This window comes from Bacillus sp. CD3-5 (assembly GCF_006349665.1).
GTDB classification, from domain to species: Bacteria; Bacillota; Bacilli; order Bacillales; family Bacillaceae_G; genus Bacillus_A; species Bacillus_A paranthracis.
On the sequence record NZ_VEPX01000001.1, the window covers coordinates 548,873 to 570,208 of the forward strand.

16 protein-coding genes and 3 other annotated features are annotated in these 21,336 nt (G+C 35.1%); of the genes, 14 read left to right on the plus strand and 2 right to left on the minus strand.

What is annotated here, in order from left to right:
• Window positions 1-394 precede the first annotated feature (394 nt).
• Window positions 395-1,789, plus strand: coding sequence for a cell wall-binding protein EntB (gene entB, locus FH036_RS02795; RefSeq protein WP_139895304.1), 1,395 nt, complete (start codon window positions 395-397; stop codon window positions 1,787-1,789).
• 51 nt (window positions 1,790-1,840) lie between these two features.
• Here entB and FH036_RS02800 read toward each other — a convergent pair whose 3' ends face one another.
• A complete protein-coding gene (locus FH036_RS02800; protein WP_139895305.1) occupies window positions 1,841-2,359 on the minus strand; it encodes a kinase in 519 nt (172 codons plus the stop codon).
• 100 nt (window positions 2,360-2,459) lie between these two features.
• Here FH036_RS02800 and FH036_RS02805 point away from each other — a divergent pair, with 100 nt between their 5' ends.
• Genes FH036_RS02805 through FH036_RS02820 form a run of 4 tightly spaced genes read left to right on the plus strand, consistent with a single transcriptional unit; the run spans window position 2,460 to window position 4,408 of the window.
• Window positions 2,460-2,765 (plus strand): YfzA family protein, encoded by a 306-nt coding sequence (locus FH036_RS02805; RefSeq protein WP_139895306.1) that lies wholly within the window; start codon window positions 2,460-2,462, stop codon window positions 2,763-2,765.
• Window positions 2,766-2,778: 13 nt separating this feature from the next.
• On the plus strand, window positions 2,779-3,327 hold the full coding sequence (locus tag FH036_RS02810) for a GNAT family N-acetyltransferase (protein WP_139895307.1): 549 nt from the start codon (window positions 2,779-2,781) through the stop codon (window positions 3,325-3,327).
• Window positions 3,328-3,332: 5 nt separating this feature from the next.
• Window positions 3,333-3,881, plus strand: a complete 549-nt coding sequence (locus FH036_RS02815; protein ID WP_139895308.1) for an isochorismatase family protein — start codon at window positions 3,333-3,335, stop codon at window positions 3,879-3,881.
• Window positions 3,878-4,408 (plus strand): cysteine hydrolase family protein, encoded by a 531-nt coding sequence (locus tag FH036_RS02820; RefSeq protein WP_139895309.1) that lies wholly within the window; start codon window positions 3,878-3,880, stop codon window positions 4,406-4,408. The genes FH036_RS02815 and FH036_RS02820 overlap by 4 nt, the downstream gene beginning before the upstream one ends.
• Window positions 4,409-4,597: 189 nt before the next feature.
• Here FH036_RS02820 and FH036_RS02830 read toward each other — a convergent pair whose 3' ends face one another.
• Window positions 4,598-5,035: a YndM family protein gene (locus tag FH036_RS02830; protein ID WP_000997708.1), complete on the minus strand. Its 438-nt coding sequence runs from the start codon at window positions 5,033-5,035 to the stop codon at window positions 4,598-4,600.
• Between the two features lie 151 nt (window positions 5,036-5,186).
• Between FH036_RS02830 and FH036_RS02835 the strand changes: the two genes are divergently transcribed.
• The 9 genes from FH036_RS02835 (at window position 5,187) to FH036_RS02880 (ending at window position 21,258) form a co-directional block, all read left to right on the plus strand.
• Window positions 5,187-8,699, plus strand: a complete 3,513-nt coding sequence (locus FH036_RS02835; RefSeq protein ID WP_139895310.1) for a DUF4020 domain-containing protein — start codon at window positions 5,187-5,189, stop codon at window positions 8,697-8,699.
• 108 nt (window positions 8,700-8,807) lie between these two features.
• Window positions 8,808-9,044 (plus strand) — a binding site (T-box leader).
• A 54-nt stretch (window positions 9,045-9,098) separates the two neighbouring features.
• Window positions 9,099-9,335 (plus strand) — a binding site (T-box leader).
• A gap of 195 nt (window positions 9,336-9,530) precedes the next feature.
• Window positions 9,531-10,607, plus strand: coding sequence for a bifunctional 3-deoxy-7-phosphoheptulonate synthase/chorismate mutase (locus FH036_RS02840; RefSeq protein WP_001273582.1), 1,077 nt, complete (start codon window positions 9,531-9,533; stop codon window positions 10,605-10,607).
• 9 nt (window positions 10,608-10,616) lie between these two features.
• Window positions 10,617-10,836 (plus strand) — a binding site (T-box leader).
• A 53-nt stretch (window positions 10,837-10,889) separates the two neighbouring features.
• Window positions 10,890-12,062 (plus strand): chorismate synthase, encoded by a 1,173-nt coding sequence (gene aroC / locus FH036_RS02845; protein ID WP_001269400.1) that lies wholly within the window; start codon window positions 10,890-10,892, stop codon window positions 12,060-12,062.
• Between the two features lie 18 nt (window positions 12,063-12,080).
• Window positions 12,081-13,181, plus strand: a complete 1,101-nt coding sequence (gene hisC / locus FH036_RS02850) for a histidinol-phosphate transaminase (RefSeq protein WP_139895311.1) — start codon at window positions 12,081-12,083, stop codon at window positions 13,179-13,181.
• On the plus strand, window positions 13,174-14,274 hold the full coding sequence (gene tyrA / locus FH036_RS02855) for a prephenate dehydrogenase (protein WP_001228143.1): 1,101 nt from the start codon (window positions 13,174-13,176) through the stop codon (window positions 14,272-14,274). The genes hisC and tyrA overlap by 8 nt, the downstream gene beginning before the upstream one ends.
• Before the next feature lie 16 nt (window positions 14,275-14,290).
• Window positions 14,291-15,580, plus strand: coding sequence for a 3-phosphoshikimate 1-carboxyvinyltransferase (gene aroA / locus FH036_RS02860; RefSeq protein WP_139895312.1), 1,290 nt, complete (start codon window positions 14,291-14,293; stop codon window positions 15,578-15,580).
• Window positions 15,581-15,867: 287 nt separating this feature from the next.
• The gene (locus FH036_RS02870; RefSeq protein ID WP_044793567.1) at window positions 15,868-17,025 is read left to right on the plus strand and encodes a GNAT family N-acetyltransferase; all 1,158 of its coding nucleotides are present in this window, start codon (window positions 15,868-15,870) and stop codon (window positions 17,023-17,025) included.
• A 299-nt stretch (window positions 17,026-17,324) separates the two neighbouring features.
• Window positions 17,325-17,891, plus strand: coding sequence for a TetR/AcrR family transcriptional regulator (locus FH036_RS02875; protein WP_001107302.1), 567 nt, complete (start codon window positions 17,325-17,327; stop codon window positions 17,889-17,891).
• Between the two features lie 250 nt (window positions 17,892-18,141).
• A complete protein-coding gene (locus FH036_RS02880; RefSeq protein WP_139895313.1) occupies window positions 18,142-21,258 on the plus strand; it encodes an MMPL family transporter in 3,117 nt (1,038 codons plus the stop codon).
• Window positions 21,259-21,336: the final 78 nt, after the last annotated feature.

The window sequence follows — 21,336 nt, forward strand, 5'->3', positions numbered from 1 at the left end:
ACTACCATAACCGTTGTTTTCAGTAAAACACGCTCCATCTAATGTAAGATTCCCTGAATGTTGTAATGTATTAAAAGTTCATTGGTACGCTCATTACTAAGTCGTAACATATCATATATGTATTTTTGGCTATATTGAGGATAGGTTGGTTTTATATATGTTTTAGTAATTGAAAGAAAACTATTAAGTATGAAGAAGGGGATAAAACGTTTATAGGGGATATAGAAAGTTATAATATATAGAATTAGAAATAAGAATTTGATAGTATTGGAGTAAGGAGTTTTAATAACAGTATATTAAGTCGTATTAATATATCTGTTGCGAATGCTTTCATTAAATCTCTTATTTTAATGGGAGTATTTGATAGAATTCAAAAAATATAATGGAGGTTAATATGAAAAAAGTAATTGGCGCAGCAACAGCAACTGTTTTCGGATTGGGAGCATTTACTACAACTGCTACTGCAGAAACGATCGTAACAGCAGATGTACTCAACGTACGTGAAAAACCGACTACGGAATCAAAAGTGGTCGAAAAAGTAAAAAACGGGGAAGAATTAAAAGTCATAAATACCGAAGATGGCTGGTCAAAAATTGAGTTAAATGGTAAAGAAGTATTTGTAAGCTCGGAGTTTACTAAAGATATTTACCATGTAACAGCAGATTTGTTAAATGTACGTTCTGAATCAAACACAGAATCAAAAATTCTTGGCAGACTGAAAAAAGATGATGTAATTGAATCAACGAAGCAAGTAAAAGACGGATGGCTACAATTTGAGTATAAGGGAAAAACAGCTTATGTAAATGTTTCTTTCTTATCAAGTAAAGCACCAATTGAAAAAAAGGCCGGCGAGAAAACGAAGCAAGTAGCGAAAGTACAAAAAACGGTTAAAGCTAAGGAAGAAGCTAAAACACAGAAGATAACAAAGGCAAAAGAAACAATAAAACCTAAGGAAGAAGTGAAAGTCCAAGAAGTAGCGAAACCTAAGGAAGAAGTGAAAGTCCAAGAAGTAGCGAAACCTAAGGAAGAAGTGAAAGTCCAAGAAGTAGTAAAACCTAAGGAAGAAGTGAAAGTCCAAGAAGTAGTAAAGCCTAAGGAAGAAGTGAAAGTCCAAGAAGTAGCCAAAGCTAAAGAAGAAGAGAAAGCGCAAGAAATAGCAAAGGCTAAAGAAGAAGCAAAAGCGCAAGAAATAGCAAAGGCTAAAGAAGAAGCAAAAGCGCAAGAAATAGCAAAGACTAAAGAAGAAGAGAAAGCGCAAGAAATAGCAAAGACTAAAGAAGAAGAGAAAGCGCAAGAAATAGCAAAGGCTAAAGAAGAAGCGAAGGCGCAAGAAATAGCAAAGGCTAAAGAAGAAGCAAAAGCGCAAGAAATAGCGAAGGCTAAAGAAGAAGAGAAAGCACGAGAAATAGCCAAAGCTAAGGAAGAGGCGAAAGCACGAGAAGCAATAAAGACAAAAGAAGAGTCTAAAAATAACACGCAGTCTGCTAAACGTGAATTAACGGTGGTGGCGACAGCATATACTGCTGATCCAAGTGAAAATGGTACATATGGTGGACGCGTTTTAACTGCGATGGGGCATGATTTAACGGCTAATCCGAATATGAGAATTATCGCGGTTGATCCGAAAGTAATCCCATTAGGATCTAAAGTATGGGTAGAAGGTTATGGAGAAGCAATAGCTGGAGATACCGGAAGTGCAATTAAAGGTAATCGCATTGATGTATTAATGGGTTCAAAAAGTAAAGCGATGAATTGGGGAAGACAAACAGTTAAAGTGAAGATTTTATAATAAATCTAGAATATAACATAATGAAAATAAGACTGACATATTCTGTCGGTCTTATTTTCGTACCATCACATCATTAAGAATTGCATCAAATATATCTTTTTGCGTAAAGTTATCTGTAAAAATAGTTTCTCTGGCAACCTTAATAGTATCGTGCGGATTATACCATTTTTGTAGGGAATCTTCACCAAATTCGTGTCGTTTGTCTCTTGTGTTATGTCGTCTAATAGTTTCCTCTAATGATAAATCAAAGTAATATGTAAATGCATTTTTATCAAAATAATGAATTAGTTCTTTTAACATCTCACCATACCTACGATTGTTTAATATACCTTCTAAAATAACAAACTCACATTTTCCTTTTCCGTACTTCGTAATTTCAAATAGTAAATCATGCGATAAATTCCCCATTGTGTCGTGTACTCTAAGCATATCTCTACGTACAACATCTTGTGATACTAAAAGTGTCCCTTGTCCGAAATGTTCTTGTAGTTGCTTTGCGATTATTGTTTTACCGCTTGCGGAGTTTCCTCTAAGAATGATTAATGTTGATTTAAGTATAGGATTAGACATAATGAATTCCCCCAGCATGAATGATTATATAGAAAATTTTAACAAATAAACTGTAAAAAGCGTATAATTAATAGGATGAAAATAAAAAGGTGGGAGTTAAATGGAACATGAATTATATAAGGCGCAACCGATTTGGAAACGGACATGGTTTCGCTATCTAGGAGCATTTATAATTGTTCAATTACTATTCATTATTTGTGAGATTACAGGATGGGCACCAAATTTTAAGCCAAGTGGAGAGTTTTTAAATAGAATTTTACATTCTGAATTTTTCACGGAATGGTTCACTCCATATGAAATTCCTCATTTTAATGTATTTACAGCATTTTTTGCGATTACATTGTTACCATACGCATTAATAGGTGCAATGAAAGATTTCACAACAAGGAAAAATATAAATAATTAAAAAGAGGTATTATATGCTATTTCAAAAAGATCATGTATCGGTACGGTACGTAAAAGAAGAGGATGCACAGGTCATTTCAAAATGGTTAACGGACCCAGAAGTACTGCAGTATTACGAAGGGCGAGATAATCCGCAATCTGTAGAGATGGTACTGAATCATTTCATACATAATCCCAATAGTTATGAAAAAAGATGTGTAATAGAGTTGAATGATATGCCGATTGGTTATATTCAAATGTATCCAGTTGATTCTGAGTGGAAAGCATTATATGGCTATGAAGAATCTCAAAATGTATGGGGAATGGATCAATTTATCGGTGAGCCAACTTATTGGGAAAAAGGAATTGGGACGAAACTCGTTCAGGCAGCAATTACATATATTATGGAGAACACGGGAGCAGAAGCAATCGCAATGGATCCGAAAGTTAATAATGAACGCGCGATAAACTGTTATGAAAAATGCGGATTTAAAAAGGTGAAGATGCTAAAGGAACATGAGCTACATGAGGGGAAATTAGAAGATTGTTGGATGGTGGAATATAAAACTATATGGGATAGGTGATATAAATGAAGGCGCTACTTGTATTAGATATGCAGAAGGCGATTTTAGAGTGTAAAGATTTTTCTGTTGAAAAAGAGTTAATCACAAATCTTTTAAAACGATTTAAAGTGGAAAATGAACCTATTATTTTCTTAAAACACCAAGATAATAATCCAGAAAGTACGTTGTATTTTGAAGCAGCCGGCAGTGAATTAGTAGAAGAATATGCCGAGTTTGCGGATTATGTAGTTGAGAAGACAACACCTAGTGCTTTTAAAGGAACAAGTGTTGAAGAAGTATTAACAAAACATAAAGTTGATCATGTCATAATCGTTGGATTTAATACGGAATTTTGTTGTTTATTTACAAGTATCGCTGCTTTTGAAAAAGGCTATAAAGTTACGCTCATTGAAGATGCGACAGGAACTGCTAACGATGAAGAAGTATATGAAATGCCTGGGCTTGATATAAAAGATTTTATTGGATCAGTTTTGAATTGGTCTAATGTAATTGAAGTTTTGTATTATGATGTATATATAGAGACATATACAAACAAAGGGAGCTGCGCGAAATGAAAAAAGCTTTATTAGTAATTGATGTGCAAGCAGGTATGTACACAGCGGGAATGCCAGTACATAACGGGGAAAAGTTTTTAGAAATATTGCAAGAACTTATTGGGGAGTGTCGTTCTAATGATATTCCAGTTATTTATGTACAACATAACGGACCAAAAGATCATCCGTTAGAAAAAGGTACAGAGGGCTGGAAAGTGCATGATGCGATCGCTCCGCAAAAAGGGGATCGTATCGTTGAAAAGACGACACCAGATTCATTCCATAAGACGAACTTAAACGAAGTATTACAAGAAAAAGGAATTGAACATGTTATCATTTCAGGTATGCAAACAGAGTACTGTGTAGATACGACAACGCGAAGAGCGTTTAGTGAAGGATATAAAATTACGTTAGTGAGTGATGCACATAGTACGTTTCATACAGACGTGTTACGTGCGGAAGACATTGTGAAACATCATAATGTAGTGTTTGGAGCATTTGCTGATGTTGTTACATTAAAAGATTTGAAAGAAACTGTCTCTAAATAAGAGGCAGTTTTTTATTAGAAGAAATGGCGTCAAATAATGTCGGTAAGTCGATATATTGAAATAATCGTTCATATATTTCAAGTTACGATAAATATATTTGAAAGATCGTCAATATAATTTCACGTACCATAATAAAAACACAAAAAAGGAGCACCACGAAATTAAAAAGGGCGCTCCTGCATCAAAATATTACTTCTTTTTATCTTTATCCAATATATTCTGCTCTTCCGCAAATTCCGTACCATATGCAAAGCGGCGATTAATATGAATATTATCGTTGTGGTGCCTTGTGCGGGAGCTAGAGAAGCGATGAACGATTACTTCTGATAATGTAAAGACAATCGCGGAAAGGATGCTTCCCCATGCAATTTGCATATAGTTGTCTAATAAAATATTACCGAAAATCCATACGCTTAAATATGTTAGTAAAAAATCCGACATAATGGCACCAGTATTGCCAATTCGATTTAAAATAATTTTATCAACGAACATATAAGATACGATTGTAACGAAGAGACTGAACGAAATAATTTGGACGAACGTTGCTGGGAAAAATAAAGCGAGTCCGATACTAAATGCGATAATGCACGATATAAACTTGATAAGCACTACTGTGAAATCATTCAAAATTTACACCTCCGTTTTATCCATAGTTTTGCAATAAATTCTGGAGTTCATACATTGCAACGGGCATATTTACATAAAACTTTTTCATGTTTGAAAGTTAGTCTAAATATTATAAAAATAACAAAAAAATGTTATAGTAAAATGAGAGTATATGACATTTTTAGGTAAGGGGGAATCCTCGGTGTGGATTACTTCAGAAGTAGAAATTCCAGACGAGTTAATTGATCATCTTGAAAAAGGAAAGTTAGTACTATTTGTTGGAGCGGGAGTTTCTATGAAAGGGAAATCAAACTTACCGAATTTTGATGATTTAGTTGATGAAATTGCAAAGACGTTATATGTCGAAAAACGTGAAATAACAGAACCGCATGATTATTATCTTGGTAAAATTGCGAAAACAAAAGATGTACATCAAGTTGCAAGAGATTTAGTTCATATTGAAAAGTCAAAGCCGAATCCGCTTCATTATGCGATTCCGAGGTTGTTTCCTTTAGATACAGAAGTCCGTATTGTAACAACAAATTTTGATCGACATTTTACAACTGCAATGAAAGAAATGAATAGAGAATTAAACGTATATTACGCACCTGCGTTACCTACAGGTAGAGCGTTTAAAGGACTCGCTTACATACATGGCAATATAGAACAAGAAAAAGAAGCGTTAATTTTAACAGATGGTGATTTTGGAAGGGCTTACTTGACAGAAGGATGGGCAAGAAGATTTTTAGTTGATTTATTCTCGAATTATACCGTTTTATTCGTTGGATATAGCCATAATGACCCAGTAATGAAATATTTAGCAACTGGTTTACCACCAAGTACAAGACGTTATGCATTTGTCGCACAAGGGGAAAATACGTACCACTGGGAGCATTTAGGAATACGGCCGATTGTATATCCGAATAAAGGTAATAATCATCAATCTCTCGTTAAAGCAGTAAAACGATGGGCGGAGTTAATGGGGGATAATTATATTACGAAACGAATGCGAATTCGTGACATAGTAACAGTTCCGCCGTCAGTAGAGCAGGAACAATTATCATACATAAAACAATCTATAAAAAAAATTGAAACAGTCCGCTACTTTGTTGAATTTGCTCACGATTATGAATGGGTGGAATGGCTTGAAGCGGAAGGGAAATTACAAAATTTATTTTTAATTACATCAAACTATAACGAGGTAGATGAATTACTGGCAAAATGGTTAGTGGAACAATTTCTTTTTAGTCATCAAAAAGAATTATTTCAATTAATTTTTAAAAATCATTCTAAACTATCTCCATTATTATGGAGAACAATTTGTAGCTACTTAAACGAAACGAAAATGAAAATGGACCCTTTGTTGTTTGCAAGGTGGACACTCCTTTTATTAGAAACAGCTGAAAAAGATAGTAAATCGATCGAAACAATTTCTTACTTACTGCAAAAATGTTCTTTTCCTGAGCATAAAGAAATTGCTTTATTGTTACTAACGTTTATTTTGGACGGCAAACTTAAGTTGAAGCGTGAAAGAAAATGGGGAAATGATACCGGGGAATCAATAGAACTTGAGGAATCGAGTCGGTTACCCGTGTCTACATTTTCTTTTGTGGAGCAAATTTGGAATGAAAAGATGAAACCGCATATTTCTTATTACGCCGTTCCAATTATGATGATGGGAATAGAGAAGATGCGGATGTTATCACTAAGGCAAACGGCATTGAAAAAAAGGGATAAGGAAAATGTGGAAAAAGAGTTTCGGCAAAATGATCTTGCATTTTTAATTCAAATTGTAAAAGAATGTTTAGCCTATTTATGTGAAAACGATGAGAAAAAAGCAAATTATTATATTACAGAAATGATAGAAGCAAACAGCATACTTCAAAACCGAATTGCAATTGATGCGATGAATAAAAATATATTTGTTAGCGCCGATGAGAAAATAAAATGGTTGTTACAGGAAGGGATTCTTTTAGATGTCACGTATAAACAAGAAGTTTTTCAACTTATAAAAAATCATTACGCACTCTCTTTAGAAAAAACAAAAGAAGAAGTCATTCAAATTGTACTGAAGGATCTTGCAGAGGAGAGGGCATTTGATGTTTGTTTCGTTTTAGATTTATTATTCAATTGTGATACAAATAGTCCATCTACAGCAAAAGGTTATGAGTTAATGAAGCAAAAACATCCTCACTTTCATTCTGATCGATACAGTGTACAAAAGAAAGAGGTCGCAGAACAAAGTATTACTTGTAATGTAACTGCCGATGGATTATTGCAGCTAAAAGATGAGGAAATTATGAAACAAGTTCGCCAATTTTCTCAAGACGGTGTGTTTGAACAACGTCATTTTTTAGAGATGTTATCGAAAGCATGTAAATTGAATACAGAATGGAGTATTTCATTTGCTTATCAATTAGTAGGTATGCATGAAATAAGTAATGAAGTTTGGTTTGTTTGTATTAGAGAGTGGCGAAATAACAGAGGACTGACAAATGAACAAATACAAAAAGTTATTCCTCTATTGCAGAAATTTGTTAGAAATACTGCTTTTCATTGGTTAATTAGTAGTTTTCTATATGAAATTAGTAATCGATTAGAAGAGTTAGAGGAAAATAGTATACGCAATGTGAAACGGTTTGCTTTTTCGGTATTCCCTCAAGTAATGAAAAGTGATACGGATTTTAAGCTTGGAAAACAAGATTTTTACAATGAATCGATTCAGCATCCTGTTGGGAAAATGACAGCTGTACTATTAAAACTGTTATCATATGATCATTTATACGATCGCAATGTGTATGAATATTTATTTTTATTTGAAGAACAAGTAAGAATTAGTACAGAACGAACAAATTTTATGTTAGCGCGTTTAGTAGCAGATATTACATTTCTTTATCATATTGAGAAGCAATGGTGCCGAAAATATTTGTTACCGTACTTAGAGTTAAAGAAGGAAAATGAGATCACGAAATATGCATGGGCCGGCTTGTGTTACACGCAAATCAATTTACCTTTATTTACAGAAATGAAGCGATTTATTAAGTACGCGGTAGAACATTTGGAAATATTACATCCGCATACGAGGGAAGCTTTCTTAAAATGGCTCAGTTTTGTATTTATTAAATGTGTACTGTATTGGGAGCAAAAAACAGACTGGTTATACCCTTTACTTATACGAGAAAATGAAGAAAATAAAATTAAGTTTATGCAATTTTTATGCTATTACGTCAAAACGTTAAGCGCAAAAGAGCAACAAAAATTTTGGGCAGCTTGGCTCAGTATATTTTTGCGAGAACGACCGAAAATGGGTGAAATCACAGCTAGAGAATATGTAATGCTTTTACGTATTATTTTATTTATGGATGAAATAGTAGAAAGAGGGTTATCGATAATTTGTAAATCATTTTCGGACGTAGGTGGAAAGGGAAATCAAACGGAGTTAAAACAGTTATTTAATGAAATACTTGAGAAGACAGAGAGTATAAAAATGTATAAAGAGTTGTATGCAAACGTATTTTTTACTTTACTGCAAACGCTTCAGGAAGCGGATTTACTTGAAACGGAAATCATTCAAATAAAAGAATTATTAATCGGGTATAGGGTAGAAAAATGTGTAATAAATGCAATAGATAATGAGATAATTCGCATCGGAATTGTTATGGAGAATTTACAAGAAGAAATGTAGGGCGAAAGTGGAATTTTAAAAAATATATAAAAAGTTGTTGACAGTGTTTTGAAAAGCGTTCTATAATACGAATCATACTTATTCAATTTCAAAAAACATTTGAATAAACAAAGTGCAATGAAGAGATCACAGTAGTGGTTAGTCTTACTGTAACAGAGAGCTGGTGGTTGGTGTGAACCAGTACAGGGATAATCATGAATTACAGTCTTGGAGCATCTTTTTCGTAGTAAAGATAGTATTGTCTTTATGAAGAAAAAGCGGTCAATTGATCGTTAACAGTGAAGAGAGGTAGACGGAAAGTTAGTCTACAACTAGGGTGGTACCGCGATAAATATCGTCCCTACTGATTTATTCAGTAGGGACTTTTTGTATTTTAGTGGCCCAACTTGAAAATTAAATATGTATGCGTTGAAAGGAAAAGCAGTAGTTGTTGTTTCCCTGTAACAGAGAGCTGGTGGTTGGTGTGAACCAGTACAAAAACAAGAGCGAATTACAGTCCTAGAGCATCTTTTTCGTAGTAAAGATAGTATAAATCTTTATGAAGGGAAAGACGGTCAGATGATCGTTAACAATGAAGAGAGGTAGACGAAAGAAGTCTACAACTAGGGTGGTACCGCGATAAATATCGTCCCTACTGATTGGATCAGTAGGGATTTTTTGTACAAAAAAAGTGGGTTTTTAACTAGTGGATAGTGTCTTTGTACTAATTATTAGTTTAAAATAAGAAGAGGTATCGATTCCACTTTAAATTTGTATAATTGACCAGTTCAGAAAATAGAGAATTTTTCATTCTCTTACTATACTTTTAAAACATTAGAGGAGGATTTCCAAATGGCAAATCATGAATTAGATCAATTACGTAAACAGGTAGATGAAATTAACTTACAATTATTACACCTTTTAAACAAACGCGGTGAAATCGTTCAAAAAATTGGGGAACAAAAGCAAGTACAAGGTACAAAACGTTTTGATCCAGTACGTGAGCGTGAAGTGCTTGATATGATTGCAGAGAATAACGAAGGACCATTCGAAACGTCAACGGTTCAACATATTTTCAAAACAATCTTCAAAGCTAGCTTAGAATTACAAGAAGATGATAACCGTAAAGCATTATTAGTATCACGTAAAAAGAAACAAGAAAACACAATTGTTGATGTAAAAGGTGAATTGATTGGTAACGGTACACAAACGTTCATTATGGGACCTTGTGCGGTCGAAAGCTTAGAGCAAGTTCGCCAAGTAGGGCAAGCGATGAAGGACCAAGGCTTAAAATTAATGCGCGGTGGTGCTTTCAAACCGAGAACATCTCCATACGATTTCCAAGGTTTAGGAGTAGAAGGATTACAAATTTTACGCCAAGTAGCAGATGAGTTCGATTTAGCGATCATTAGTGAAATTTTAAATCCAAACGATGTTGAAATGGCATTAGACTACGTTGATGTAATTCAAGTTGGTGCACGTAACATGCAAAACTTCGATTTACTACGAGCTGTAGGTAAAGTTAACAAGCCGGTATTATTAAAACGTGGATTAGCAGCAACAATTGATGAGTTCATTAACGCAGCAGAATACATTATTGCACAAGGTAACGACCAAATTATTCTATGTGAGCGTGGTATCCGCACATACGAAAGAGCGACACGTAACACATTAGACATTTCTGCTGTACCGATTTTAAAGAAAGAAACACATTTACCAGTTGTTGTTGACGTAACGCATTCAACTGGACGTAGAGATTTATTATTACCAACAGCGAAAGCGGCTCTTGCAATTGGTGCAGATGCAGTAATGGCTGAAGTACATCCAGACCCAGCAGTTGCATTATCAGATTCTGCACAACAAATGGATATTCCGGAATTCCATAGATTCATGGAAGAGTTAAAAGGTTTCAAAAATAAATTATCTTAATTCCATATTATATATGCGCTGAAGAGGAAACAGTAGTGCTTATCTCACTGTTAAAGAGAGCTGATGGTCGGTGTGAATCAGTACAAAGATAAGCATGAATTACAGCCTTGGAGCATCTTTTTCGTCAAGTTTTGATGGGAAAGACGGTCTAATGATCGTTAAAGAAGAAGAGAGGTAGACGAAAGAAGTCTACAACTAGGGTGGTACCGCGATGAACATCGTCCCTACTGAGCGCTCAGTAGGGACTTTTTTGTACAAAAAAATAGTAAAGGGGCAAGAGAAATGAGATACATTACAGCTGGAGAATCACATGGACCGCAGTTAACAGTTATTTTAGAAGGTGTACCAGCAGGTTTAACGCTGGCAGCGGAACATATTAATAAAGAATTATTAAGAAGACAAAAAGGACACGGACGCGGAAGACGTATGCAAATTGAAACGGATACAGTTGAAATTGTAAGTGGTGTTCGTCATGGGATGACACTTGGCTCACCCATTACGTTAATCGTAAAAAATGATGATTTCAAACATTGGACGAAAGTAATGGGTGCAGATCCAATTTCGGAAAAAGAAAGTAAAGAAATGAAACGTACAATTACGAAACCACGTCCAGGACATGCGGATTTAAACGGGGCAATTAAATACGGTCACCGTGATATAAGAAACGTACTAGAGCGCTCATCTGCAAGAGAAACGACAGTAAGGGTTGCAGCTGGAGCAGTTGCGAAACAAATTTTAAAAGAATTAGGCGTAGAAATTGCAGGGCATGTACTTGAAATCGGTGGAGTAAAAGCAAAACATATTTCAAACTTGTCAATTGAAGAAATTCAAACAATTACTGAAAACTCACCAGTTCGATGTTTAGATAAAACAGTAGAACAAGAGATGATGGATGCGATAGATAACGCTAAAAGTAGTGGAGATTCAATCGGCGGCATTGTTGAAGTCATTGCAGAAGGAATGCCGATTGGCGTTGGTAGTTACGTTCATTACGATCGTAAATTAGATGCAAAACTTGCTGGTGCGATTATGAGTATTAATGCATTTAAAGGTGCTGAAATCGGCGTTGGTTTTGAAGCGGCAAGACAGCCAGGTAGTAAAGTGCATGATGAAATTTTATGGGATGAGGAACAAGGATACACGAGAAAAACGAATAATGCCGGCGGTTTAGAAGGCGGTATGACAACGGGAATGCCAATTGTCGTAAGAGGTGTAATGAAACCAATACCTACATTATACAAACCGTTAGCAAGTGTTGATATTGATACGAAAGAAGCATTCCAAGCGAGTATTGAAAGATCTGATAGCTGTGCAGTACCAGCAGCAGGTGTAGTAGCTGAATCTGTTGTAGCATGGGAACTTGCACATGCACTAGTCGAACAATTCGGAAAAGATCGTATGGAATTAATTCAACAAAACATTACGCAACATAATAAATACGCAAAAGAATTTTAATAAAAAGGTGGTTTTAACATGCAAGTAAAAGATCAACTATTATCATTACAACCATATAAACCAGGTAAATCACCTGAACAAATGAAAGAAGTGTACGGAGATCATTCGTTTGTGAAATTAGCATCGAATGAAAATCCATTCGGCTGTTCGCCACGTGTTTTAGATGAGTTGCAAAAATCGTGGTTGGATCATGCTTTATATCCTGACGGAGGTGCTACAACACTCCGTCAAACAATTGCAAATAAGTTACATGTGCAAATGGAACAAGTACTTTGCGGTAGTGGTTTAGATGAAGTCATTCAAATCATAAGCCGTGCAGTACTTAAAGCAGGAGATAACATCGTAACGGCTGGGGCAACATTCCCGCAGTACCGTCATCATGCAATTATAGAAGGTTGCGAAGTGAAGGAAGTTGCGTTAAATAACGGTGTATACGACTTAGACGAAATTTCTTCAGTAGTAGATAACAATACAAAAATCGTATGGATTTGTAATCCGAATAATCCGACAGGCACATATGTGAATGACCGAAAATTGACTCAATTCATTGAAGGGATTAGTGAAAATACGTTAATTGTCATTGATGAAGCGTACTATGAATACGTAACAGCAAAAGATTTCCCAGAGACATTACCGCTTTTACAAAAACATAAAAACATTCTTGTACTTAGAACGTTTTCTAAAGCGTACGGATTAGCTTCTTTCCGCGTAGGATATGCAATTGGACAGGAAGAGTTAATCGAAAAATTAAATGTCGTACGTTTGCCATTTAACGTATCTTCATTAGCGCAAAAAGCAGCTACGATTGCTTTTGGTGATGAGGAGTTTATTGAGGAAATAGTTCGTGTAAATACAGAGGGATTACAACAATACGAGAGCTTTTGTAAGGAACATGATATTCCATTTTATCCATCGCAAACAAATTTCATCTTCTTGCCAGTTGAGAATGCTGGAGAGATTTATGAAGCTTGTGCACACGCAGGATTTATTATTCGTCCGTTCCCAAATGGAGTCCGTATTACAGTCGGAACAAGGGAGCAAAATGAAGGAGTGATTTCAGTGTTACAACAACACTTTGAAAATAAAAAAAGAAAGTCTCGAGATGAGGCAAATGCGTAAGAAGGTAGTATTAATTGGAACTGGTTTAATCGGAGGCTCTCTCGCATTAGCAATTAAGAAAGAGCACGATGTAACGATAACAGGTTATGATATATTTCAAGAACAAGTAGAGCGTGCAAAAGAATTACACGTAGTAGATGAAATAGCAGTAAATTTACAACATGCATGTGAAGAGGCGCATTTCATTGTTTTTGCTTCTCCAGTTGAAGAAACGAAGAAGTTATTACACAAACTTGCTTCATTCCATTTACGAAAAGATGTTATAGTGACTGATGTTGGTAGTACAAAAGGGTCTATTATGAACGAAGCGGAAGCTTTATTTTCAAAGGAAATTTCTTTCATTGGTGGACATCCAATGGCAGGTTCTCATAAAACGGGAGTTGAAAGTGCAAAAGCGCATTTATTTGAAAATGCATTTTACATTTTAACACCGATGCATCACGTGCCAAATGAACATGTGGAAGAGTTAAAAGATTGGTTAAAAGGAACAAGATCACATTTCCTTGTTTTAAATACAGAAGAACATGATTATGTAACAGGGATTGTAAGTCATTTCCCGCATCTTATTGCAGCTGGATTAGTAAAGCAAGTGGAGAAACATGCAGGAGATAATCCACTTATTCATCAGCTAGCTGCTGGAGGTTTCAAAGACATTACACGTATCGCATCTAGTAGTCCGAAAATGTGGAGTGATATTGTTAAGCAAAATCGAGAGCATTTAATGGTATTATTAAAAGAGTGGATCTCTGAAATGGAAGATTTATATGATACAGTTTCTGCCGGAGATGCAGGCGAGATTCAAAACTATTTTGCGGATGCGAAAGAATACCGTGACTCTTTACCGGTAAGAAAGAGAGGGGCGATTCCTGCCTATCACGACTTATACGTCGATGTTTTAGATAAAGTAGGGGCATTGGCTCACATTACAAGTATTTTAGCGCGCGAAGAAATTAGTATTACGAACTTGCAAATATTAGAAGCGCGTGAAGGGTTGCTTGGGGTATTACGTATTAGCTTCCAAAGAGAAGAAGATCGTATGCAAGCGAAACTCGCGCTTGGAGAAGAAAAATACCAAACTTATGAAACAATTTAAATGAGAAGGTGAAAACGTGAAGGAAAGAACAATTCAACCTGTTAATAACGGATTAAATGGCAACATTACAATTCCAGGAGATAAATCGATTTCTCACCGTGCTGTCATGTTCGGTGCGATTGCAGAAGGAAAAACAACAATTAAAGGTTTCTTGCCCGGTGCAGATTGTTTAAGTACAATTTCTTGTTTTAAAGAAATGGGAGTAGATATCGTGCAAAACGGTGATGAAGTCACTGTAGTTGGTAAAGGATTAGAAGGTTTACAAGAACCGAAAGCTGTATTAGATGTTGGTAATTCGGGTACAACTATACGTTTAATGTCAGGAATTTTGGCAAATACACCATTTTTCTCTTGCGTACAAGGTGATGCGTCTATCGCAAAAAGGCCGATGAAACGTGTAACAAATCCATTAAAAAAAATGGGTGCGAACATTGATGGGCGCGAAGAAGGAACGTTTACACCGTTAACAATACGTGGTGGAGATTTAAAAGCAATCCAATACACTTCGCCGGTAGCAAGCGCACAAGTAAAGTCAGCTATTTTACTTGCAGGGCTTCGTGCAGAAGGTGTAACAGCTGTTACAGAACCACATATTTCACGTGATCATACGGAAAGAATGCTTGAAGCATTTGGCGTTAAAGTGACTCGCGAAGGAAAGACAGTGAAACTAGCAGGTGGACAAAAGTTAACAGCGACAGATGTTCAAGTACCAGGTGACGTATCATCAGCTGCCTTTTTCTTAGTAGCAGGTGCAATTATTCCAAATAGTAAACTAGTATTACAAAATGTAGGCATGAATCCAACACGTACAGGTATTATTGATGTTTTAGAGAAAATGGGTGCTACGTTCACTGTAGAGCCAATTAACGAAGAAGCATCAGAACCAGCTGCAAACATTACAATTGAAACATCTTCATTAAAAGGAATCGAAATCGGCGGAGATATTATCCCAAGATTAATCGATGAAATTCCTGTAATTGCATTAGCGGCAACGCAAGCAGAAGGAATTACAGTTATTAAAGATGCACACGAATTAAAAGTAAAAGAAACAAACCGTATTGATACAGTCGTAGCGGAATTAACGAAACTTGGTGCTCGTATAGAAGCAACTGAAGACGGGATGATTATTTACGGGAAATCAGTTTTAAAAGGAAATACAGTTAATAGTTATGGTGATCACCGCATCGGAATGATGCTTGCGATTGCCGGCTGTCTAGCAGAAGGTAAAACAACAATTGAAGACGCAGAAGCAGTAGGTGTATCATACCCTACATTCTTCGAAGAACTTCAAAAGTTAGCTAAATAAAGTGAAACTTTAATCAGTGGGGGGTTCTTCATCCCCCACTGATTATTAGTTGAACCAATCGGACTTTTACGGGCAGTTGATCCCCTACCTAAATTCTTTGCTTTCGCTGAATTTTGAGGTGGGGGTCTTACTGCCCGTTAAAGCGGGATAAAGTAATGAGAAGCAGATACAGGATGTATCTGCTTTTTTATATTGAATTTGTGTCGTTAAGTCATTATAATTTCATTCACCGCACTTTAATATTTTAAATTATGGTACAATTCAAATGAAGGAGGGAGGAGAAACATATGAACGTTATACGATTAAAAGAAGATAAATTTAGAGAAGCACTACGCTTATCAGAATACGCTTTTCAATATAAAGTAGAAGAAGAAAGAATGCAGCAACAACTTACAAAAATGAAGGAAAGTCATGAAGTATACGGTATTATGGAAGGTGAGGACTTAGCGGCAAAACTACACCTTATTCCGTTTCATATTTACATAGGAGAAGAAAAATTTAAAATGGGTGGCGTTGCAGGGGTAGCGACGTATCCAGAATACAGAAGAAGCGGTTATGTGAAAGAATTGCTTCAACATTCTCTTCAAACGATGAAAAAAGACGGATATACAGTATCAATGTTACATCCATTTGCTGTTACATTTTACCGTAAATACGGCTGGGAACTTTGTGCGAATCTTCTCGTATGTCATTTGACAAAGAGTGATTTAGTTATGAAAAAACAAGTGAATGGTACTGTGAAACGTTTCAATAAAGAAAATCACCCAGAAGAGGTCGAGAAGCTTTATGAAACATTTGCAGAACGTTTTTCTGGTATGCTTGTTCGCAATGAAAAATGGTGGTTACAGGCTGTTTATGATGACTTAACATTAGCGATTTATTACGATGAAAATAAAACGGCAGCTGGCTACATGTTATATAAAATAGAAAAATCTAAAATGACTGTAGAAGAATTTGTACCACTGCATAATGAAGCACGAAATGGTCTATGGAACTTTATTTGCCAGCATGATTCTATGATTAAAGAACTTGAAATGACAGTAAATGAAAACGAACCGTTGTTATATACATTGCAAGAGCCACGTGTGAAGACAGAAATAAAACCATATTTTATGGGAAGAATTGTAGATGTAGAGCAGTTCTTAAAACAGTATGAGTTAAACTGGAACAATGTACAACAAGAAGTCATTTTACACATTACAGATTCATTTGCACCGTGGAATAATGTATCGGTGAGACTTGTAAATTATGAAATAACAATTATAGAAGAACCAATGGATAAAGGGATCAAGCTAGATATAAATGCACTATCTGCAATATTGCTTGGATACAAACGCCCATTAGAACTAAATGAATTAGAATTAATTAGCGGAAGCGAAGAGGAAATACAAGCGTTTGAGAAAATAGTTCCAGTACGAGATGCATTTATTTATGATTTCTTTTAAAAAATAGGGCTGCTCAAAATCAAATTTTGGGACAGCTTTCTCTTTGGTTGTCAGTTTTTGTCGGTAAGTCGATATATTTTGAAAATCGCTGATATAATTGGAGATGCGCCGATATATTCTGAAAATCGCTGATAAAATTAGACTTGCGCTGATATATTCTAATAATCGCTGATATAAATTTATTCACAAACAAGGGATTAAGAACGCAATGATACTTGCCAAACACTTGACTTTTACTCCATGTAATTTATAATTAAAAACGGAATGAATTTTCATTCCTGAAAATAGAGGTGGAAAAAATGGCTAAAAACAAACAAGAGGATATTTTTGATGCTGCGATGCAACTTTTTGCAGAGCGTGGTTATGATGGTACGACAATTCCAATGATCGCTGAAAAGGCAAAAGTCGGTGCGGGTACTATTTATCGCTATTTTGAAAATAAAGAGGCGCTTGTTAACTCATTATTTTCAAAAAGTATGTTAGAGCTTTCTGAAATGATAAAAACGGATTTTCCTGTTGAAGCAAATATTCGTGAACAGTTTAGTCATACGTACAACCGTTTATTTGAATTTGCGAGAAACAATGTAGATGCTTTTTTATTTACAAATTCTCACTGCGATAGTTATTTTCTTGACGAACAGAGTAAGCAAATATTTGACGATTTTATAGGTTTCTTTATGAATATTATTGAAGATGGAATCGCAAAAGGTTTTCTTCGTCCATTGCCTCCAGTTGCTTTAATTATTATTGTATATCAACCACTTGAAAAATTAACGAAAGTAATTGCAACAGGGCAATTAGAGTACTCAAAAGAATTAGTAAAAGAATTGGAAGAAAGCTCTTGGAACGCTATTAGAATCATTTGATTCTATAGCTTTATAAGGACAGGAATGAATATTCATTCCGAGAATGATATAAAAAGAAAAACAGAACATGATTAATCTTTACAATTAAAGGAATGAACATTCATTCCGGGAAGGATAGTTTAATAGAATTTATAAAGAAATAATAGAACGATAGGAATGAACGTTCATTCCGAAAAGTGTTTTCAAAACTATAGGAATGAATATTCATTCCGAAACTAACATGAAATTTTAATCGCGGGAGATGATGCAAATGAGCAAGCTGAGAAATTGGAGAAGTTTATCTTTTCTATTGTGGATAGTTATTACCATTACAATGATCGTTACGATGCCTAATATGGATAAATTAGTGAAAGAAAAAGGGCACATTACGATTCCTAATACAGAACAAAGTAGTATTGCTGACAAAATGATAAAAGAAATGAATAAAGACGGGACAGAAAAGTATGACATTATAGCAGTTTTTAATAGTGGTAGTAAAACAGCTTTAACGACTGAACAAAAAGAGGAAATAACAAAAACAATCAATGCTTTGCAAAATGAAAAAGAACAATTAGGAATTAAAGAAGTTGTTTCACATTTAGATAATAAAGAATTAGAGAAACAATTCGTTTCTAAAGATAATACGACTATTTTAACGCAAATATCGATAGATAAAAAACATGGTGAAATATCGAAAGTTTCAAATAATCTTCATAATAAAGTGAAAACGAAAGGGGTAAAAACGTACTTAACAGGAAGTGACTTAATCGCGGGTGATTTTCTTACATCTTCTCAAGAGGGAGTGAAAAAGACTGAAGTTATTTCAATTATTTTCATTCTTGTAATATTAATCATTGTATTCCGTTCACCTATTGTTCCCATTGTTTCTCTTCTTACTGTTGGGGTATCATATTTAGTTTCAATGGGGATTATTGCTCATCTTGTAGATCAATTTAATTTTCCGTTTTCTAACTTTACACAAGTGTTTGTAGTTGTTGTCCTGTTTGGGGTAGGAACGGACTATAACATTTTATTATTTACGAGATTTAAAGAAGAATTAAGTAAACAAGAAAACGCATTTTTGGCTACGAAAGAAACATTTAAATCGGCAGGGAAAACCGTTTTATATAGCGGGATAGCAGTACTAATTGGTTTTGCATCTCTTGCTTTAGCGAGTTTTAAATTATATCAATCTACTTCAGCGGTAGCAATCGGTGTCGCAGTTTTATTACTAGTATTAACTACGTTAAATCCGTTTTTCATGGTGCTTTTAGGAAAAGGGATGTTTTATCCCGTTAAAACATTTAAAGGTCATGAAGACAGTCGTCTATGGGGATTCTTTGCGAAAAACTCAGTAGTAAGACCATTTGTAGCTTTAATTATTGTATTTGTGATATCGATTCCTTTCATATTAAAGTATTCTAATACACTTAATTACAATGATTTATTTGAAGTAGACAATAAATATGAGTCGAAAATGGGGATTAACGTAATAGAAGAACATTTTCCACCTGGTTTTTCTTCACCAAGTACGTTAGTCATTCAATCGAATAACAAGTTAGATGAGGCGAGTTCGCTTCAAACTTTAGATGAACTAACTGATAAGATTTTGAAAGTGAAAGGTGTTTCAGAAGTATATGCGCCGACACGTCCAACTGGTGATAGGATTAAAGAACTATATATAAATAAACAAGCGGGTGAACTAAATACAGGTTTAGGGGATGCCAATGGTGGTATAAAGGAAATTAATGATGGATTAACTACTGCGAAAGATAAGATGGGTAATAAGGACTCAAATACTCTTGCAAACGTTCAAAAGTTAATTGATGGAACAAATGAAGCGAAGAATGGTGTATCGGCATTAGGAACAGCTTTAAATCAACTATCTAATGGCATAAATGATGGAGCAAAAGGTGCGCAGCAAATTGAGAGTGGGTTAACTTCAGTAAATGAAAATATAAGTATATTATCTCATGCAGCTTCACAACTTCATGCTGGCTATACGCAGTTAGAAAAAGGTTTAAGTTCTTACGATCAATACTTCGAAAGTATTTCTCAAGCGGTTGACGGTGCGAAGAAAGGTTATGAACAAATTGAAATGTTAATGACCAATTTCATCCAAACGAAACCAGAATTAGCAAATGATCCTAACATTCTGCAGACGATAGGAATTGCTAAAGAGGCTCAAAAGCAATTAGGTGGGCTTTCAAATGAATTAAATCAATTAGCAACGCAGCATAAAGCTGCAATGGGCTCATTTAAAGAAGCAAATCAGTCGTTATTGAAAGTGGATAACGGCTTAAAAGAAATGAGCAACGGAGTTACTAAGTTACAAAAAGGAGCAGCTGATCTTAAAAATGGATTAAATGAAGGAGCAACAGGTTCAAAACAAATTGCAAACAAGTCATCTGAGTTACAAACCGGATTAACGAAAATAAATGATGGGCAAGGTCAGCTATTAACCGGACTGAAAGACTTGCAAGAACAGATGGGACAATTACAATCAGGACTATCTAAAAGTACAGAAGGCCTTGAAAAGGTAAGTAACGGCCTAGGGGATGCTCAGAAATATTTAGGAGAACTAAATGAATCAAAAAGCTCTGAGAAATTTTATATTCCAAAAGAAGTTTTGGAGGGAGAAGATTTCCAAAAAGCTTTGAATACGTACATGTCACATGATAGAAAGACTGCTAAAATGACAATCATTTTAGACGTAAATCCGTATTCAAAAGAAGCGATGCCAGTTATTGAAGAAATTAATAAAACGATAGACGGTACGTTAAATGGTACAGAATTAAAATCAGCGAAAAAAGCAATCGGAGGTACAACAGCTAGAAACGTTGATCTAAAAGAAGTAACAGGTCAAGATTTCTTACGTACAGCTACAATTATGTTAATTGGAATTGCGATCGTACTAATCGTCATTACACGTTCATTATTAAACACCATCTTTATTATTGGATCGTTACTATTAGCGTACTTTGCATCATTAGGGATAAGTGAACAAATTAGTACGCATGTTTTACATGTAGATTCATTAAGCTGGAATGTTCCGTTCTTTAGTTTCATAATGATAGTCGCTTTAGGAGTGGATTATAGTATTTTTGTAATGATGAGATACAATGAGTTAGAAGGGGACCCAGCGACGAAAATTGTAACTGCTTCTCGTCATATTGGAGGAGTCGTATTATCAGCAGCACTAATTTTAGGTGGTACATTTGCTGCATTGATCCCTTCAGGTGTATTAACGCTTATACAAGTAGCATCCGTTGTTGGTGTTGCACTGTTACTATTAGCTATTATTGTAATGCCAATATTGTTACCTGCTTTAATAGGGGTAACGAGTAAAATGAAGGATTATGCAAAGAAATTAAGTGAAAGGAAATAAAAGAATCCACTTTTAAAAGTAACTGGTTCCGTTATAGGATAGAAAATATAAAATAACACACAAATTAGGGATGCAAAG

Excerpts from the sequence above, each read along its gene's own strand:
- FH036_RS02810 (WP_139895307.1), top strand. The coding sequence starts at position 2,779 with ATGCTATTTCAAAAAGATCATGTATCGGTACGGTACGTAAAAGAAGAG.
- entB (WP_139895304.1), top strand. The coding sequence starts at position 395 with ATGAAAAAAGTAATTGGCGCAGCAACAGCAACTGTTTTCGGATTGGGA.
- FH036_RS02815 (WP_139895308.1), top strand. The coding sequence starts at position 3,333 with ATGAAGGCGCTACTTGTATTAGATATGCAGAAGGCGATTTTAGAGTGT.
- tyrA (WP_001228143.1), top strand. The coding sequence starts at position 13,174 with ATGCGTAAGAAGGTAGTATTAATTGGAACTGGTTTAATCGGAGGCTCT.
- FH036_RS02835 (WP_139895310.1), top strand. The coding sequence starts at position 5,187 with ATGACATTTTTAGGTAAGGGGGAATCCTCGGTGTGGATTACTTCAGAA.
- FH036_RS02875 (WP_001107302.1), top strand. The coding sequence starts at position 17,325 with ATGGCTAAAAACAAACAAGAGGATATTTTTGATGCTGCGATGCAACTT.
- FH036_RS02800 (WP_139895305.1), bottom strand. The coding sequence starts at position 2,359 with ATGTCTAATCCTATACTTAAATCAACATTAATCATTCTTAGAGGAAAC.
- FH036_RS02880 (WP_139895313.1), top strand. The coding sequence starts at position 18,142 with ATGAGCAAGCTGAGAAATTGGAGAAGTTTATCTTTTCTATTGTGGATA.
- FH036_RS02840 (WP_001273582.1), top strand. The coding sequence starts at position 9,531 with ATGGCAAATCATGAATTAGATCAATTACGTAAACAGGTAGATGAAATT.
- aroC (WP_001269400.1), top strand. The coding sequence starts at position 10,890 with ATGAGATACATTACAGCTGGAGAATCACATGGACCGCAGTTAACAGTT.
- FH036_RS02805 (WP_139895306.1), top strand. The coding sequence starts at position 2,460 with ATGGAACATGAATTATATAAGGCGCAACCGATTTGGAAACGGACATGG.
- FH036_RS02820 (WP_139895309.1), top strand. The coding sequence starts at position 3,878 with ATGAAAAAAGCTTTATTAGTAATTGATGTGCAAGCAGGTATGTACACA.
- FH036_RS02870 (WP_044793567.1), top strand. The coding sequence starts at position 15,868 with ATGAACGTTATACGATTAAAAGAAGATAAATTTAGAGAAGCACTACGC.
- hisC (WP_139895311.1), top strand. The coding sequence starts at position 12,081 with ATGCAAGTAAAAGATCAACTATTATCATTACAACCATATAAACCAGGT.